Origin of the sequence: Actinomadura barringtoniae, from assembly GCF_017573505.1 — a bacterium.
GTDB classification, from domain to species: Bacteria; Actinomycetota; Actinomycetes; order Streptosporangiales; family Streptosporangiaceae; genus Spirillospora; species Spirillospora barringtoniae.
In genome coordinates this window covers 233510-248873 of record NZ_JAGEOJ010000008.1, presented here as the reverse complement: position 1 = coordinate 248873, position 15364 = coordinate 233510, and the positions used below count along the sequence as shown (strand labels likewise).

14 protein-coding genes are annotated in these 15364 nt (G+C 70.5%); 9 read left to right on the top strand and 5 right to left on the bottom strand.

Translation table 11 applies throughout. From position 1 onward, the window contains the following. Positions 1-4: 4 nt before the first annotated feature. Together J4573_RS20990 and J4573_RS20985 are read right to left on the bottom strand one after the other, a co-directional pair. Complete coding sequence (locus J4573_RS20990; protein WP_307796777.1) at positions 5-880, bottom strand: carbohydrate ABC transporter permease; 876 nt, start codon at positions 878-880, stop codon at positions 5-7. A gap of 5 nt (positions 881-885) precedes the next feature. Then, positions 886-2193 carry an ABC transporter substrate-binding protein gene (locus J4573_RS20985; protein ID WP_208257468.1) on the bottom strand — a complete coding sequence of 436 codons (1308 nt, stop codon included), beginning with the start codon at positions 2191-2193 and terminating at the stop codon, positions 886-888. 146 nt (positions 2194-2339) lie between these two features. On the opposite strand from J4573_RS20985, the gene J4573_RS20980 reads away from it, so the two are divergent. From J4573_RS20980 to J4573_RS20940, 9 genes are all read left to right on the top strand, one after another. Beyond that, positions 2340-3020, top strand: coding sequence for a FadR/GntR family transcriptional regulator (locus J4573_RS20980; RefSeq protein WP_208257467.1), 681 nt, complete (start codon positions 2340-2342; stop codon positions 3018-3020). A gap of 102 nt (positions 3021-3122) precedes the next feature. Next, on the top strand, positions 3123-4181 hold the full coding sequence (locus tag J4573_RS20975; RefSeq protein WP_208257466.1) for a LacI family DNA-binding transcriptional regulator: 1059 nt from the start codon (positions 3123-3125) through the stop codon (positions 4179-4181). A 73-nt stretch (positions 4182-4254) separates the two neighbouring features. Then, on the top strand, positions 4255-5484 hold the full coding sequence (locus tag J4573_RS20970; RefSeq protein WP_208257465.1) for an extracellular solute-binding protein: 1230 nt from the start codon (positions 4255-4257) through the stop codon (positions 5482-5484). Beyond that, positions 5481-6626, top strand: a complete 1146-nt coding sequence (locus J4573_RS20965) for an ABC transporter ATP-binding protein (protein ID WP_208257464.1) — start codon at positions 5481-5483, stop codon at positions 6624-6626. The genes J4573_RS20970 and J4573_RS20965 overlap by 4 nt, the downstream gene beginning before the upstream one ends. After that, positions 6623-7525 (top strand): ABC transporter permease, encoded by a 903-nt coding sequence (locus J4573_RS20960; RefSeq protein ID WP_208257463.1) that lies wholly within the window; start codon positions 6623-6625, stop codon positions 7523-7525. Before J4573_RS20965 ends, J4573_RS20960 begins: the two co-directional genes overlap by 4 nt. Next, the gene (locus J4573_RS20955; RefSeq protein ID WP_208257462.1) at positions 7522-8367 is read left to right on the top strand and encodes an ABC transporter permease; all 846 of its coding nucleotides are present in this window, start codon (positions 7522-7524) and stop codon (positions 8365-8367) included. The genes J4573_RS20960 and J4573_RS20955 overlap by 4 nt, the downstream gene beginning before the upstream one ends. Continuing rightward, positions 8364-9119 carry an SDR family NAD(P)-dependent oxidoreductase gene (locus J4573_RS20950; RefSeq protein ID WP_208257461.1) on the top strand — a complete coding sequence of 252 codons (756 nt, stop codon included), beginning with the start codon at positions 8364-8366 and terminating at the stop codon, positions 9117-9119. The genes J4573_RS20955 and J4573_RS20950 overlap by 4 nt, the downstream gene beginning before the upstream one ends. Next, positions 9116-10027, top strand: coding sequence for a 5-dehydro-4-deoxyglucarate dehydratase (locus J4573_RS20945; protein ID WP_208257460.1), 912 nt, complete (start codon positions 9116-9118; stop codon positions 10025-10027). Before J4573_RS20950 ends, J4573_RS20945 begins: the two co-directional genes overlap by 4 nt. 35 nt (positions 10028-10062) lie before the next feature. Continuing rightward, complete coding sequence (locus J4573_RS20940) at positions 10063-11064, top strand: mandelate racemase/muconate lactonizing enzyme family protein (RefSeq protein WP_208257669.1); 1002 nt, start codon at positions 10063-10065, stop codon at positions 11062-11064. On the opposite strand, the gene J4573_RS20935 is transcribed toward J4573_RS20940, so the two are convergent. The 3 genes from J4573_RS20935 to J4573_RS20925 form a co-directional block, all read right to left on the bottom strand. Beyond that, entirely contained in the window at positions 11061-13457 is a 2397-nt protein-coding gene (locus J4573_RS20935; RefSeq protein WP_208257459.1) for a YhgE/Pip domain-containing protein, read from the bottom strand. The two genes, J4573_RS20940 and J4573_RS20935, sit on opposite strands and share 4 nt — an antisense overlap. Further along, positions 13454-14149: an ATP-binding cassette domain-containing protein gene (locus J4573_RS20930; RefSeq protein WP_208257458.1), complete on the bottom strand. Its 696-nt coding sequence runs from the start codon at positions 14147-14149 to the stop codon at positions 13454-13456. Before J4573_RS20930 ends, J4573_RS20935 begins: the two co-directional genes overlap by 4 nt. Before the next feature lie 61 nt (positions 14150-14210). Then, on the bottom strand, positions 14211-15317 hold the full coding sequence (locus J4573_RS20925) for a hypothetical protein (RefSeq protein ID WP_208257457.1): 1107 nt from the start codon (positions 15315-15317) through the stop codon (positions 14211-14213). Between the last annotated feature and the right edge of the window lie 47 nt (positions 15318-15364).

The window sequence follows — 15364 nt, the reverse complement described above, 5'->3', positions numbered from 1 at the left end:
CGGCTCACAGCTGCACCTCGCGTCGTTGGAGGATCTTCAGGGCGATCCCGCTCGCGGTCGCGATGATGACGAGCATCACGATCGCCATCGCCGAGGCGTAGCCCTGGCGGTTGGCCACGAAGCCGGTCTGGATCACGTTGTAGGCGACCGTCGCGGTGGTGCCGGTCCCGGGGCCGCCCTTGGTGATGACCTGCACGTGGTCGAACACCTTGAACGCCGAGATCAGCATGACGACCGTGTTGATGGTGAGGGCGGGCGCCAGCATCGGCCAGGTGATGTGCCGGAAGCGTTCGAGGGGGCCGGCGCCGTCGATCGCCGCCGCCTCCTGCAGCTCGTTCGGTACGCCCTGGAGCCCGGCCAGGTAGACCACCACGCAGAAGCCCAGCATCTGCCACGACAGCACGATCGCGAGTGAGTAGAGCGCGTACGAGGGGTCGGAGAGCCAGCCCGGCGGGCTGGCCACGCCGATCCCGCGCAGCGCCTGGTTGATCAGCCCGTCGTCGGCCATCAGCCGGATCCAGATGATGCTGACGACCACCGTGCTCAGCACGACCGGGGTGAAGAACACCGTCCGCAGCGCGTTGTAGAACCAGCCGCGCCGGTCCAGCAGCAGCGCGATCGCCAGGCCCAGCACGTTCGGCACGATCACCACGATCACGGTGAGGATCGTGGTGACGCGCAGCGACAGCAGGAACTCCGAGTCCTGGAACAGCATCCGGTAGTTGCGCAGCCCGACGAACCTGGTCGGCGGGTTGAACGGGTTGTAGTTGGTCAGGCTGTAGCCGAAGCTCAGCACGATCGGCGCCAGCACGAAGCACACGTACACCGTGATGCCGGGCGCGCCGAAGCTGAGGAAGTGCCACAGGCGCTGCCGGAGCACTCCCCTCAAGACGTCTTCGCCCATTCGCCGTCGAGGAACTTGGCCACGTCGTCGGGCGACTTCTTGCCGGTCACCAGGTCCTGGGCACTGGAGTCCCACTTCTCGACGACGCCCGCGGGCATCCCGTCGTCGCCCGCCTCGAACCCGAACGCGGGCACGACGGCGCCCGCCTGGGCGGCCTGCTGGTACTGGTCGTAGCCGTCCTTGAAGACCTTCCCGACGGTGGCCGGCGGGCTGTAGCCCTTGACGGCGGGGAACAGGCCATCGTTGCCGGTGGAGGCGTCGAGGTTGGTCTTGTCGAGCTGGAACGCCAGCGCGAACTTCTTGGCGGCGTCGAGGTTCTTGGCCTTGGCGCTGACCAGCAGGCCGCCGCCGGTGAACGCGGGCACGACCTGCTTGCCGTCGTCGGACGGCCAGAAGAACTGGCCGATCTCGAAGCCGGGCTTGCTCTTGGGACTGTCGGCCGCCGCGGCGAACCAGTTTCCCATCGCGTACATGGCGCCCTTGCCGCTGAGGAACGCGGCCTGCGTGGCGTCGTAGTCGCGGCCGAGGTCGCGCTTGTTGATGTAGCCCTTGCTCGCCAGGTCGGACAGCTTGCGGGCGCCGCTCACGAACTCGGGGCTCGCGAACTTCACCTTGCCCGCGCGCCGGTCGTGCATCCAGTTGGGGTTCTCGGCGTAGACGTCGGTGCCGAGGATGCCCGCCCACGTGGGGCCGAGCGCGTCGTGGCCGCCACCGGTCACCAGCGGCGTGACGCCCTTGCCCTTGAGCTTGGCGCAGTCGGCGAGGAAGTCGGCGTAGGTCTTGGGCGGCGCCGAGATGCCGGCCTTCGCGAACAGCGTCTTGTTGTAGTACACGACCGGGATCGTCTGCGTGTTGGCCGGGAGCTGGTAGATCTTGCCGCCGACCGCGCCGTTGCCCGGGTTGGTGAAGTTCTTCAGCTCGCCCGGCTGCCAGGCGTACAGGTTGCCGCTCTCGGCGAAACCGGCGGGAGAGACCGCGATCATCACGTCGGGGAACTGGCCAGAGGTGAGCAGCTGCTTGGCGTAGGCCGTACGGTCCTGCGTCGGTGCGACGATCTTCTTGACCGAGATGTCGGGATACTGCTGGGTGACGCGCTTGATGCCCGCGTCCCAGACCTGCGGCGTCAGGTTCGGCGTCTCGAACACCAGGAAGGTGATCTGCTTGCCGCCCGAGCCCGTACCGCCGGAGTCGTCCTTGACCGAACAGGCGCTCGCCGCGCCCGCACTCAGGCCGAGTGCGGCCACCATGGCGACCGCCGTCGCCGACCGGAAACGCGGGATGCTTGTCATGACCGCGTCCTCCCTCTCGCATCATGGATGGATGGAACTGGGTGGCCGGTAGGCGCATTAGATCCGACGTCTATGGCCGTGTCAACGGGGGAAGACCGACGATGTGGCATTCTTCTGGGAGAGACATCTGACCTTTAGGGGGGAGCATGGCGGTCACCGACGAGGCGATCGAACGCATCAAGGAGATGATCGTCTCCGGTGCGCTGCGGCCGGGTGAACGGCTGCCGCGCGAGGCCGATCTGGCCGCTCAGCTGGGCCTTTCCCGCAGCTCGCTGCGCGAGGCGGTGCGCGCGCTGTCCCTGATGAAGGTGCTGGACGTGCGCCAGGGCGACGGCACGTACGTCACCAGCCTGGAGCCGAGCCTGCTGCTGGACGCGCTCAGCTTCGTGGTGGAGGTGCACCACGACACGACCGTGCTGGAGTTCTTCGAGGTGCGGCGGCTGCTGGAGCCGCACGCGGTCGCGATGGCCGCGCTGCGGATGGACGAGCCGCAGATCGCCGAGCTGCGCGCGCACCTGGAGAAGGTCGGGCCCGACTCGTCGGCCGAGGACCTGGTCGCCAACGACCTGGAGTTCCACCGCGCCATCGCCGACGCCTCGGGCAACTCGGTGCTGTGCTCGCTGCTGGACAACCTGTCGGGGCCGACGATGCGCGGCCGGATCTGGCGCGGGCTGACCCAGGACGGTGCGTGGGGCCGCACCCACGCCGAGCATCTGGCGATCCTCGACGCGATCGCCGACCGGCAGCCCGACGTGGCGCGCGGCTGGGCCACCGTCCACGTGGCGGGCGTCGAGCAGTGGCTGCGCAGGTCATTGCTGCAGCCCTGACCGTCCGGCGGGGACGCCCGAACGATCCCCGTCCGTAACATCGAGAAAGCGTTTTCTCGGAACCCATTGACGTGTGCCACAAACGTTTTCATAATCTCCGGCATGGGTGCCCCTGACGATGGCTCCCGGGCGACGATCCGGGCGGTGGCGGCTCTGGCCGGTGTCTCCCCGTCCACGGTCTCGCGCACGCTGAACAACCCAGAACTCGTGAACGCCGAGACCCGGCGGCGGGTGCTCGACAGCGCCGACCGGCTCGGCTACCAGCCGAACCGCGCGGCGCAGTCGCTGGTGCTCGGCCGCACGATGAGCGTCGGCCTCATCGTGCCCGACATCGGCAACCCCTTCTTCGCGCCCTTCATCAAGGGGGTGGAGGCCTACTTCCGAGACAAGGGCTACGCGGTCTTCCTCGCCGACACCGACGAGGACGCCGTGACCGAGGTCGCGCTGGCCGAGGCCATGATCGAACGCGCCGACGGCCTGATCCTGTGCTCGCCGCGCATGTCGGGGACGCGGCTGCGCTCGCTGGCGGCCAAGACGACCATGGTCATGGCCAACCGCCTCAGCCGCACCGTCCCCTCCATCTCGATGGACGTGCGGCCCGGCATCGAGCAGGCCGTCAGCCACGTGCACGCCCTCGGGCACCGGCGCTGCGCGTTCCTCGGCGGCCCGCGCGACTCCTGGTCCAACCGCCAGCGGCGCAGGTTCCTGGAGGCCGGCTGCGCGGCGCGCGGCATCGAACTGGTCGAGCTCGGCCCGTACGAGCCGCGCTTCAGCGGCGGCTTCCGGGCCGCCGACGAGGTGCTGGCCGCGAACGTCACCGCGGTCTTCGCCTACAACGATCTCGTCGCGCTCGGCGCGCTGTCACGGCTGCAGGCGCGCGGCGTCGCGGTGCCCGGCGAGATCGGCCTGGTGGGGTTCGACGACATCCCGATGGCGTCGATGGTCTCCCCGCCGCTCACCACGATCGCGGTCCCGATCCCGGCCGTCGCCCGTACGGCCGCCGCCATGCTGCTCGCCCTGCTCGGCAAGGAGGCGGGCCTGCCGTCGGGACCCGCCGCCCTCACCTCCGCTTCCGCCGTGTCCGCCGCGGCACCGCCCCCACCCTCGGCGCCCGAGCTGGCGACACGACTCGTCATCCGGAGCACCACCGGGCCCACCTAATCCGGAGCACCACCGGGCCCACCCAGCGGGACCGGCCCGGCCCGACCCTGTTGCCAGGGAGGATCCCACCCCCATGAGATCTCCGCGCACCTCCGTCCTCGCCCTCACCCTCGCCTCCGGCTGCCTCATGGCCGGTCTCGTCTCCTGCGGATCGCCCGACTCGGGGGGCAAGGCGGCCGCCGAGCCGTCGCCCGCGGACGTCAAGATGCCGAGCAAGCCCGTCACCCTCAACATCATCGACGTGGCCGGCAACCTCCAGCTCACGCAGCCGATCTTCGACAACTACAAGGCCCAGCACCCCAAGCTGGTCAAGAACATCACCTACACCAAGGTCACCGCGCCCGAGCTCGCCGGGAAGGTCAAGGCGCAGCAGGACGCCGGGCGCCTCGACATCGACCTGGTGCTGACCGGCACCGACGGCCTGTCGGCGGGCCTGGAACAGAACCTGTGGATCGACCTGATGGGCAAGTACGCCGACAAGCTGCCCGCCATCAACACCCTCTACGACGACCCGGTCGCCAAGATGCAGGAGCTCGCCAAGGGCAAGGGCATCGTCGTCACGTACTACCCGTCCGGGCCGCTCATCGAGTACAACCCCAAGACCGTTCCGAACCCGCCCAAGACCGCGGAGGACCTGCTCGCCTGGGCCAAGGCGCACCCCAAGAAGCTCATCTACGCCCGGCCTGCCAACTCAGGCCCCGGCCGCACCTGGCTGATGGGCCTGCCGTACATCCTCAAGGACTCCGACCCCAAGGACCCGGTCAACGGCTGGACCAAGACGTGGGCCTATCTGAAGGAGCTCGGCAAGTACGTCGAGTACTACCCGACCGGCACCGCCCAGACCATGAAGGAGCTGGGGGAGGGGTCGCGCGACATCACCCTCACCACGACCGGCTGGGACATCAACCCGCGCGTGCTCGGCCAGGTGCCCAAGGAGATCAAGACCCAGTCGCTCAACGGCTTCACGTGGGTCACCGACGCTCACTACATGGTCGTGCCGAAGGGCATCTCCGGTGAGAAGCTCGCCGTCCTCACCGACCTGATGAAGTTCGCGCTCACGCCGCAGCAGCAGGCCTACACCTACGACAAGGGGTACTTCTACCCCGGTCCCGCGGTGAAGGGCGTTCCGCTGTCGATGGCGCCGGCCGACAGCCAGAAGGTCATCGCCGAGTACGGCCGGCCCGAGTACGACAAGCTCATCGCCGACAACCCCAAGGCGCCGCCGCTCGAGCCGACCGACATGGTCAAGGCGTTCGACACCTGGGACCGCGAGGTCGGCGGCCAGAAGGTCAAGAAGTCATGACGCCTTCCCCCGAGAGAGTGCTCACCCCCGGTCCCCGCGCCGCGTTCGGCCATCTGCGGATGGACGGCGTGACCCGCCGGTTCGGCGGCGCGGTGGCCGTGGACGCGCTCGACCTGCGGATCGAGGGGGGCGAGTTCATCGCCCTCCTCGGCCCGTCCGGGTGCGGCAAGTCCACGGCCCTCAACTGCCTGGCCGGGCTGCTGCCGCTGTCGGACGGGTCCATCTGGGTCGACGACGAGCGCATCGACGGCCTCCCACCCGAGCGGCGCGGCTTCGGCATGGTGTTCCAGAACTACGCGCTGTTCCCGCACCTGCCGGTCCGCAAGAACGTCGCGTTCGGGCTGTCGGTGCGGCGGGTCGGCAAGGCCGAGATCGCCGAACGGGTGAACGAGGCGCTGCGGATCGTCGAGCTCACCGACCACGCCGACAAGCTGCCCGGCCAGCTGTCGGGCGGCCAGCAGCAGCGCGTCGCGATCGCCCGCGCGATCGTGCTGCGCCCGCGCCTGGTGCTGATGGACGAGCCGCTGTCCAACCTGGACGCCAAGCTGCGCGTGCAGATGCGCACCGAGATCCGCCGCCTCCACCAGGACCTCGGCCTCACCACCGTCTACGTCACCCACGACCAGGAGGAGGCGCTCGCGCTCGCCGACCGGATCGTGGTGCTGCGGTCGGGCCGCGTGCAGCAGATCGGCACGCCCGAGGAGGTCTACACGTTCCCGGCCACCACCTACGTCGCCGGATTCATGGGCTACCGCAACCTGCTCGAGCTCCCTGTAGTCGGGAGTGAGGGGAAGCGAATCACCGTCGGGGACGGCGACCTGCGGCTCACCGGCGTGCCGCAGCAGGAGGTGACCGGCACCCGCGCGGTCGCCGCCGTACGCCCCGAGGACTTCCGCGTCGCGACCGGCTCGGCCGGCGGTTCGAACGCCGCCAACGCGCTGAGCGTGACCGTCGACGTGTCGGAGTTCCACGGCCGCGAGGTCGCCGCCGAGGGCGTGACCGACGGCGGCACGGTCATCCACTTCCGGCTGCCCGGACGCGTCGCGCCGGGCGAACGGGTCGAGCTGACCGTCCCGGTCGAGCGCGTCCTGGTCTACGGGAGCTCGGCGGGGGAGGACTCGGCGGGGGAGGAGAAGACATGACCGCCGTCCTCGCGCGCCCGGTGTCGCTGCGGCACCGGCTCGCCGAACGCGGCGTCGACCGGGTGCTGCTCCTGCTGCTGCCCGCGCTGATCGTGGTGGTCGGGCTGTTCGTCTACCCGATGATGTACGGCGTCGGGCTGTCGGTTCAGCCGAAGAACGGCGGTGGCGCCCTCGCCAACTACCGCGCGTTCTTCAGTGACTCCTACCAGAGCAGCACGATCTGGAAGACGCTCCGGCTGGCGCTGCCCGCGGCGCTCATCAACGTGGGCGCGTCCGTGCCGATCGCCTACCGGCTGCGCGGCAGGTTCCGCGGGCGGCGGCCGCTGACGGCCGTCCTGGTCCTGCCGGTCACGCTCGGGACGGTCCTGGTCGCCGACGGCCTGCTGCGCTACCTCGGGCCGAAGGGCTGGTTCAACCGCGTCCTGCTCGACCTGGGCCTGATCGACCACCCCGTGCGCCTCATCTACAACTACTGGGGCGTGCTGTTCTCGCTGCTCATCACCGGCTTCCCTTTCGCGTTCCTGCTCGTGCTCTCCTACATGTCCGGCATCGACCCGACGCTGGAACGCGCCGCCGCCACCCTCGGGGCCGGGCCCTGGCAGCGTGTACGCCGCGTACTCCTGCCCCTCCTCGCACCAGGCCTCGCGACCACCTTCGTCCTCGCCTTCGTCCTGGCCTTCTCGGTCTTCCCGTCGGCCAACCTCGTCGGTGAACCGCAGGACCAGACGCGCGTGATGGCGATCGCCGCCTACCAGGCCGCGTTCGAGAAGTACGACTACTCGATGGCCTCGACCATCGCCGTGCTGATGGGCGCGTTCGAGCTGCTGGTCATCTCGGTCACGCTCGTGCTGCGCGGCCGCCTCTACACCGGACCCGCCGCCGGAGGGAAGGGCTCATGACCGCCGTGAACAGCAGGCGCCGCCTGCCCGCCACCGGATGGCTGGTCTGGGGCTGCGTCGGCTTCTTCCTGCTCAACCTGTTCGCGCTGATCCTGTCCGTCGTCGTCAACTCGTTCGGCACCACCTGGTTCTCCGGCTGGCTGCCCAAGGGCTTCACCACCGCCTGGTACTCCGACGCGTGGAAGGAGTTCGGGCTAGGCGAGGTCCTGCAGTCCACCCTGGAGATCACGCTCGCCGTCGTGGCGCTCTCCCTCGTCCTCGGCGTCCCCGCCGCCTACGCCCTGGCCCGCCGAGACTTCCCGGGCAAACGCGCGGTCCTCCTGCTGCTCCTGCTCCCCGTCCTCCTCCCTCCCATCACTTACGGCATCCCGCTGGCGACCGTCCTCTACAAGTTCCACCTGGCCGGAACGATGACCGGCGTCGTCGCCGCCAACCTCGTCCCCGCCCTCCCGTTCGTCATCCTGGTGATGACCCCGTTCGTGGAGCAGATCGACACCAACGTCGAGTCCGCCGCCCGCATGTGCGGAGCCAGGACCCGCCAGGTCTTCACCCGCGTCCTCGTGCCGCTGCTGCTCCCCGGCATCCTCGCGGCCGGGATCCTCGTCCTGGTCCGCACCGTGGCGATGTTCGAGCTGACCTTCCTGGTCGCCGACGCCGACAGCCAGACGCTGATCGTGGCGCTCTACAGCGCCGCGTTCACCCCCGGCATCCGCGCCGCCCAGGCCATCGACGCGATGGCCGTCATCTACATGGCGCTGTCGGCGGTCCTGCTGATCGTCGCCCTCATCTTCGTCAACCCGACCCAGATCGTCGCGCAAGTGAAGGAGGCGAGCGCCGAATGAGCGCCGTACGGTTCGACTACTGGGGCGAACGGGTCCTGATCACGGGCGCCGCGGGCCTGATCGGCCGGGCCCTCGTCGCCCGCTTCACCGAGTGCGGCGCCGACGTCATGGCCGTCGACCGCGACGCCGACGGCCTGAAGGTCTTCCGCCACGTTCCCCGCGTCACCACCGTCGCCGGCGACCTGGCCCGCGAGGACGTCGCCGACGACGTCTTCGCCCGCCTCGACCGCGTCGGCGGCCTGGACGTCCTGGTCAACAACGCTGCCATCACCGAGGTCCGCACCCCGTTCATCGACATCGACGCCCCGCTCTGGGACTCGGTCATCGCCGCCAACCTTCGCTCGGCCTACCTGCTGTCCGTCCGCGCCGTCCGCCGCTGGAGCGACGCAGGCCGCGGCGGCACCATCATCAGCCTCTCCTCGCCCGGCGGCTCCCGTGCCCACGACGACCAGAGCGCCTACGACGTGACCAAGGCCGGCATCGAGGCCATCAGCCGCGCCATCGCGGTCGAGCTCGGCGGCCAGGGCATCCGCGCCAACTGCATCGCCCCCGCCAGCGTCGTCGGCGAGATCCGCCCCGCCACCGACCTCCCCTCCGGCCGCACCACCGCCCCCGAAGAGGTCGCCGACGCCGCCCTCTACCTCGCCTCACCCGCCGCCTCCCAGCTGAACGGCCACGTCCTGCGAGTGGACGGCGGCCTCCACGCCCGCCTCCGCACCGACCCCTCCCAAGAGCAGCTGAGGGACGCATGAATCTTCAGGGAGTCCTGTTCTTTCCGGTCACGCCGTTCGGGGCTGATGGGCGGCCTTCGGTGGAGGTGCTCGCTCGGCACGTTCGCGATGGGCTGGCGCATGGTCCCGGCGGGGTGTTCGTGGCGTGCGGGACGGGAGAGTTCCCCGCCTTGTCGGTCATCGAGCATGAGCAGGTCGTCCGCGCGGCGGTCGACGAGGTGGCCGGCGACGCGCCCGTGATCGCGGGCGCGGGCGGGCCGTACGGTGCGGCCGTACGGCAGGCCGCGCTTTCTGCGGAGGCCGGGGCGGACGGGCTGCTGCTGATGCCGCCGTATCTGGCGCAGGGGCCCAAGAGCGGGCTGCTCGACTATGTGCGGGCCGTTGTCGAGGCGGCGGGGTTGCCGGTGATTCTGTATCAGCGGGGTGGGGTGCTGCTGGAGCCTGCTGAGGCGGTCGCGTTGGCTCGGATTCCCGGGGTCGTCGGGCTGAAGGACGGGGTCGGGGACATCGATCGGATGGCGCGCATTGTCGTCGCTGTGCGTCAGGCGGTCGGGGCGGACTTCACGTTCTTCAACGGGCTGCCGACGGCCGAGCTGACCGCGCCTGCGTATCGGGCGATCGGGGTCGATCTGTATTCGTCGGCGGTCTTCGCGTTCGCGCCGGAGATCGCGATGGCGTTCCGGACGGCGTTGAGCGAGGGCGATGGGGAGACGGTCGCGAGGCTGACCGGGCAGTTCTACGCGCCGCTGGTCGAGCTGCGGAGCAAGGTCCCTGGGTACGCGGTGTCGCTGGTCAAGGCGGCTGTGCGGATGAGGGGGCTGGACGTCGGGTCGGTTCGGCCGCCGCTTTCCGATCCGGGGGCTGAGCATCTGGAGGAGCTGGAACGGATCGTCAAGGCCGGGCTGGCGCTGGTGGGGGCGGACGCGTGATCGCCGGGCTGCGGAGCACGCTGCACCGGGTTCCGATGGCCCGGCCGTGGAGCCCCGAGATGACCCACATTCATGTTGTGGTGACCGAGGTGACCACGGATGAAGGGGAGACGGGAGTTGGATTCTCGTGGGCTCCCTGGGTCGGCGGGGCGGCGGTGCATGCCTTGCTGGAGACCGATATCAAGGAGCTTGCTCTAGGGCTGCCCGCGCATCCGGAGGTCGTTTTCGACGAGCTGTGGTGGCGGCTGCACGAGGCTGGACGGGGCGGGCTCACGACCACTGCCCTCGCGGCTCTGGATCTCGCGTTGTGGGACCTGCGGGCGGTCGGCGGGCTGGTGGACACGCTCGGGCGGCGGCGGGACAGCGTCGAGGTCTACGGGAGCGGGGTCAACCGGCACTACACGCTGAAGGAGCTGGTCGCCCAGGCCGAACGGTGGTCGGCTCGCGGGCTGACCGCCGTGAAGATCAAGGTGGGGCGGCCCGATGACGTGGTGCGGGTGGCGGCCGTGCGCGAGGTCATGGGACCTGGTGCGAAGCTGATGCTGGACGCCAACCAGCTGTGGGATCTGCCCAGCGCGCTGCGGTCGATCGACGCGTTGCGGCCGTACGACCCGTACTGGATCGAGGAGCCGATTCCGGCGGCGGACATCAACGCTTATGCGCGGTTGCGGGCCAGCGTGGACGTGCCGGTCGCCTTGGGCGAGAACACCTATACGACGTATGAGTTCCGCGATCTGCTGGTGGCGGGCGCGTGCGACATCGTGCAGCCGAACGTGGTGCGGGTCGGGGGGATCACGCCGTTCCTGCGGATCGTGGAGCTGGCGAGGGCGTTTGATGTCCCTACGTATCCGCATCTGCTGATGGACATCTCGGGGCAGCTGGCGTGCAGCCTGCCGAACGAGGCGATGGTCGAGGACGTCGAGGACGCCTCGTTCGCCGACCTTGGGTTGCTGTCCGCGCCGTTCCCGGTACGGGTCGACGGCAATGTGCTGACGCCCGGCGGGCACCGGGGGCTTGGGCTGAGGTTCAAGCTCTAGAGGCGCAGGGACGGGTGCAGGCGCTTCATCGTCCACATGCGGTTGCCGCGCGCCGAGAGTGTAGTGAGGGCGAGGGCTCCGATGAGGAACGTCAGCAGAACGAGGGTGGCCTTCCACACGGCGGTGAGGTCGCCGCCGCTGACCAGGTGACGCATGCCCTGGACCACCCACGGCATGGGCAGGAACGGCTGGATCTTCTGGAAGAACTCCGGGCTGGTCTGGATCGGGTAGGTGCCCGCGGACGAGGTGAGCTGCAGCATCAGCAGGACCAGCGCCAGCACCTTGCCGATCGGGCCGAACTTGGCGTTCAGGAACTGCACGATCGCCACGAACGTCGCGGTCGCCAGTGCCAGGAAGGCCACCAGCCCGAACCAGTGAGCCGCTTCCAGGCGCAGGCCGATCCGGAAGAGGTCGAAGAAGGAGAAGCCGCGCAGGACGGCGAGGACGATCAGCATCTGCAGCACGCCGATCAGGGCGGCGGGCAGCCATCCGGCCAGGGCGATCCGCCAGGCGGGCGCGGTCCCCGCGAGCGCGCGCGGGTTGAGCGGGCGCAGCAGCATGTACGTGATCATCGCGCCGACCCAGAGCGACAGCGGCACGAAGAACGGCGCGAACCCGGTGCCGTAGTTCGGCGCGGTGTTCTGCTTGCGGAGGTCGAGGCGGACCGGGTCGCTCATCATGGTCGCGCGGTCGCGGCGTTCGGAGGCGCTGTAGCCGGGGACCTGCTCGGCGCCCTGGTCGAGGCCGTCGGCCAGCCTGCCCGCGCCTCCGGCCAGCTCGCCGATGCCGGTCTGGAGCTGGCCGCTGCCGCTCACCAGCCCGCCGAGGCCCGACTCCAGGCTCCCGGCGCCGCCCGACAGCCGGCCGAGGCCCGACTGGAGATCGTTCGCGCCACCGGCCAGCCGGTCGAGACCGTTGCCGAGCCTGCCCGCACCGCCGCTGAGTTTGTCGAGGCCCGAGTGCAGGCTGCCCAGGCCGCCGGTGAGCTGGTCGGCGCCCGACAGCGCCTGGCCGGTGCCGTCGGCGAGGCGTCCCGCGCCGTCGGCGACCTGCTGCGCGCCGCTGTTGAGCTTGTCGACCTGGCGCTTGGCGGCGACGACGATGCCCGCCAGGTCGGGGATGGCCGCGAGCTGCCGTGACATCGCGGCCAGCTTGCGGGCGTCGACCGAGAGATGCGCGAGCTCCTTGGGGTGGGCCTTCACGTACGCGTAGACCGACCCGGCCACGCGGACGACGGAGTCGGCGGACTGCGTGAGCTCGCGCTTGAGCTTGGGCGGCAGGTCCTTGCCCGGACCGGCGAGGTAGGCCTTGAGATCGTCGCGGGCCTTGACCGCCCGTGCCACCGCCTCGCGGGTCTCCTGCGGGAGCTTGACGGACTCCTCGGCGAGAACGTCGGCACCTTCGGCGACGGCCAGCGCGGAGGTACGGATCAGGGTCGGGTAGCGGCGCAGGATCGGCACGACCTCGGCGCTGGTCTTGTCGACGAGGCCGGTGATCTTCTCGACGCCGCCCGCGACCTTGGCGCTGCCCTCGGCGAGCTTGGCGGCGCCGCCGTCGAGGGTGTCCAGACCGCCGGAGAGCTTGCGGCTGCCGGACTGGAGCCTGCCCGCGCCCTGGCGCGCGTCGCCGAGCCCGTCATGCAGGGTCGCGGCGCCGTCGCGCGCCTTGCCCGCACCGTCGGCCAGCCTGCCCGCACCCGACTGGGCCCGGTCGGCGCCGCCCGCGAGCTTGCCCGCGCCCGACTGGGCCTCCTCGGCGCCCTGCCCGAGCTGCGCGGCGCCGTCCTGGGCCGACTGCGCGCCGTCGGCCAGCCTGCCCGCGCCGCCCGCCGCCTCGCGGAGCTTGTCGCCGAGCGTGCCGAACGCCATGAAGATGTTGTCGAAGTAGCCCTCGCCCGCCTTGTGCGCGGCGGCCGCGCTGACCTCGTTGAACGCCAGCTGCGCGATGCTGGAGATGATGTAGCTGTTGGCGCCGTTGATGTGCACGTTCAGGTACGCGGGGGACGGCGTGCCGTCACCGCTCGGGGACGCGACGCGGGCGCTGAAGTCGCGGGGGATGGTCAGCGACATGTAGTACTTGCCGGAACGGACCCCATCGGCCGCCTGCTCGGAGCTGACCACGTCCCAGCCGAACAGCTTGCGGTCCTGGAGCTCCTTGGCCAGGTCCGCCCCGGCGTGGATCTCCTTGCCGTCGGCCTTGGCCGGCTGGTCCTCCACCACCATCGCGACCGGCAGGTGCGAGAAGCGGCTCGCCGGATCCCAGAACGACCACAGGTACAGCCCCGCGTACAGCAGCGGGAGCAGCACCAGACCCGCGACGGCGACGCGGGTGAGCCTGCCCCGGAAGAACCGGCGCAGCTCAAGCCGTCCGAGCGTGAGCGAGGGCAGGCTCACCGGGCCAGCTCCCCCCGGGCGAGCGGGAGCCGCACGACGTCGGCCTGAGGCTGGTCGCGGGCCGCCTCATGGCAGGTCGCCAGGACGGTGACGCCCTGGCCGGCGATCGCGTTCAGCCGCTGCCACAGCTCGTAGCGCCGTTCCTCCGACAGACCGGCATCCACGTCGTCCAGGAGCAGCAGCTCGGGATCGCCGACCAGCGCGAGCGCGGCCCCCAGCAGCTGGGCCTCGTCGGGCAGAAGGTCGTAGACGTGCGTGCGGGGCGAGACGTCCAGGCCGACCCGTTCCAGCGAGTCGGCGATCGCCTGCCTGCGGGCCCTGCGCCGCATCGAGCCGAAGACGCCGAGCGACATCTCCAGGGCCTCGGTGAGCTGCTCGGCGACCGTGAGGTTCGGCTCCAGGTCGTTCACGCCCTCGATCACGCCGAGCCCGGCGACCGCCTGGATCTCGCGGCGCTGCCTGGGCATCGCGAACCCGTTGACGAGCGCGATGCCGCCGCTCTGCCGCATCCGGCCGCCGAGCGTGAGCAGCAGCGCCGTACGGCCCGTACCGGCCTCGCCGACGAGCGCGGTCAGCCTGCCGGGCCGAGCGCTGAACTCCACGTCCCGGTAGACCCAGCCGCGCGAACCCTCCAGCGACAGCCCGTACGCCTCCACCGTGGCGCCGTCCGGCTCCGCCGTCTCACCTCCCATGCCACGGCGGATACCCGCTCAAGATCACAACCACACCCGTGTAATTACCCTCCGTAGCCGACTATCCGGGCGTTCCGGCGGGCGCGCAGCGCTTGTCGGACGGCGGTTGAGGCGGGGCCGAGGGCGTCGATGACGGCGGAGTGGTCGATGGTGATGGGCTGGTCCGGCGTGCGTTGTGGCGCTTCATGACCGCCTGGAGGTCGGGGTGACCGGCCGTGCCGTCGGCGTCCTTCAGCGTCGGGCACGCCCACTCGTCCTGCCGCCCCCACGAGTAGCTGATGTCGAACGCGGGGGAGGGGACGAGCCGATCCCAGCGGTTGAGGATGGCCTGCAACTGCGCGGCGGCGGGCAGCTTCCAGTTCTTCTCGCCGCTGCTGCACGACTGGCCGAACGTCTGGAACACCGGCACGATCATCCGCTTGGGGAACCCGGCGCGGGTCGCCTGGCCGACCATCGTGTCGATCGCCTTCAGGTCGCAGCCGCCGCCCGAGTCGGCCCGGCACGGGTACGGGTCCAGGCCGATGAGGTCCAGGTGCGTGGCCGACGGCGCGAGCGGCGTCATCGGCCAGTCGGTCAGCGACGCGAACGCCTTCTGCCCCGGCGCGTACCGGTGGATCACGTCCGCGCGCTGCCGGATCTTGGCGACGATGTCCGGGCACTCCCTGGGGTTGGGCTCGTCCGACAGGTACCAGCCGTACACGCGCGGGTTGCCGGCCAGCCGCTTCACGGTCTGCGCGAACGCGTCGTCGGCGAGCTCGAAGCCCCCGCAGGTGGTGTTGCCGACCCACAGCAGCGCCTGGCCGCCCGCCGGCAGTGACGCGATCTCACCCTCGTCCGGGTCCACGTCGAAGAGGTTGTAACCGAGGGCGGCGGCCTTGGCGCGATCCTCGGCGGGCATGTTCAGCGCCACGTGCCGCGTGCGCAGCGAGTCCGGCGCGCCGCGTGCCCCGCCTGCCCCGCGTGCTCCGGGCGTGCCGTGTGCTCCGGGCGCGCCGCGTGTCCCGGGCGCCCCGCGTGCCCCACTTGCGTCGGCGACCGCACGGGGGACGGCCGCCATGGCCGTGGTGCCTCGCGCGGAGGCGTCTCCCGGCGATGGGTCGAGCAGGTATCCGGTCAGCGCGCCCGCGATCGAGGCGGCCGCGGCGACGGTTGCCAGATGCGCTTTCATCGGGTCTCCCGATATCGCTGATGCCGTAAGAGTGGATGTGCCCTGAC

Bases quoted from the DNA above. Each gene is read 5' to 3' on its own strand.
- J4573_RS20985 (WP_208257468.1), bottom strand. From the start codon at position 2,193: ATGACAAGCATCCCGCGTTTCCGGTCGGCGACGGCGGTCGCCATGGTG.
- J4573_RS20965 (WP_208257464.1), top strand. From the start codon at position 5,481: ATGACGCCTTCCCCCGAGAGAGTGCTCACCCCCGGTCCCCGCGCCGCG.
- J4573_RS20945 (WP_208257460.1), top strand. From the start codon at position 9,116: ATGAATCTTCAGGGAGTCCTGTTCTTTCCGGTCACGCCGTTCGGGGCT.
- J4573_RS20980 (WP_208257467.1), top strand. From the start codon at position 2,340: ATGGCGGTCACCGACGAGGCGATCGAACGCATCAAGGAGATGATCGTC.
- J4573_RS20940 (WP_208257669.1), top strand. From the start codon at position 10,063: ATGGCCCGGCCGTGGAGCCCCGAGATGACCCACATTCATGTTGTGGTG.
- J4573_RS20955 (WP_208257462.1), top strand. From the start codon at position 7,522: ATGACCGCCGTGAACAGCAGGCGCCGCCTGCCCGCCACCGGATGGCTG.
- J4573_RS20970 (WP_208257465.1), top strand. From the start codon at position 4,255: ATGAGATCTCCGCGCACCTCCGTCCTCGCCCTCACCCTCGCCTCCGGC.
- J4573_RS20925 (WP_208257457.1), bottom strand. From the start codon at position 15,317: ATGAAAGCGCATCTGGCAACCGTCGCCGCGGCCGCCTCGATCGCGGGC.
- J4573_RS20930 (WP_208257458.1), bottom strand. From the start codon at position 14,149: ATGGGAGGTGAGACGGCGGAGCCGGACGGCGCCACGGTGGAGGCGTAC.
- J4573_RS20960 (WP_208257463.1), top strand. From the start codon at position 6,623: ATGACCGCCGTCCTCGCGCGCCCGGTGTCGCTGCGGCACCGGCTCGCC.
- J4573_RS20950 (WP_208257461.1), top strand. From the start codon at position 8,364: ATGAGCGCCGTACGGTTCGACTACTGGGGCGAACGGGTCCTGATCACG.
- J4573_RS20975 (WP_208257466.1), top strand. From the start codon at position 3,123: ATGGGTGCCCCTGACGATGGCTCCCGGGCGACGATCCGGGCGGTGGCG.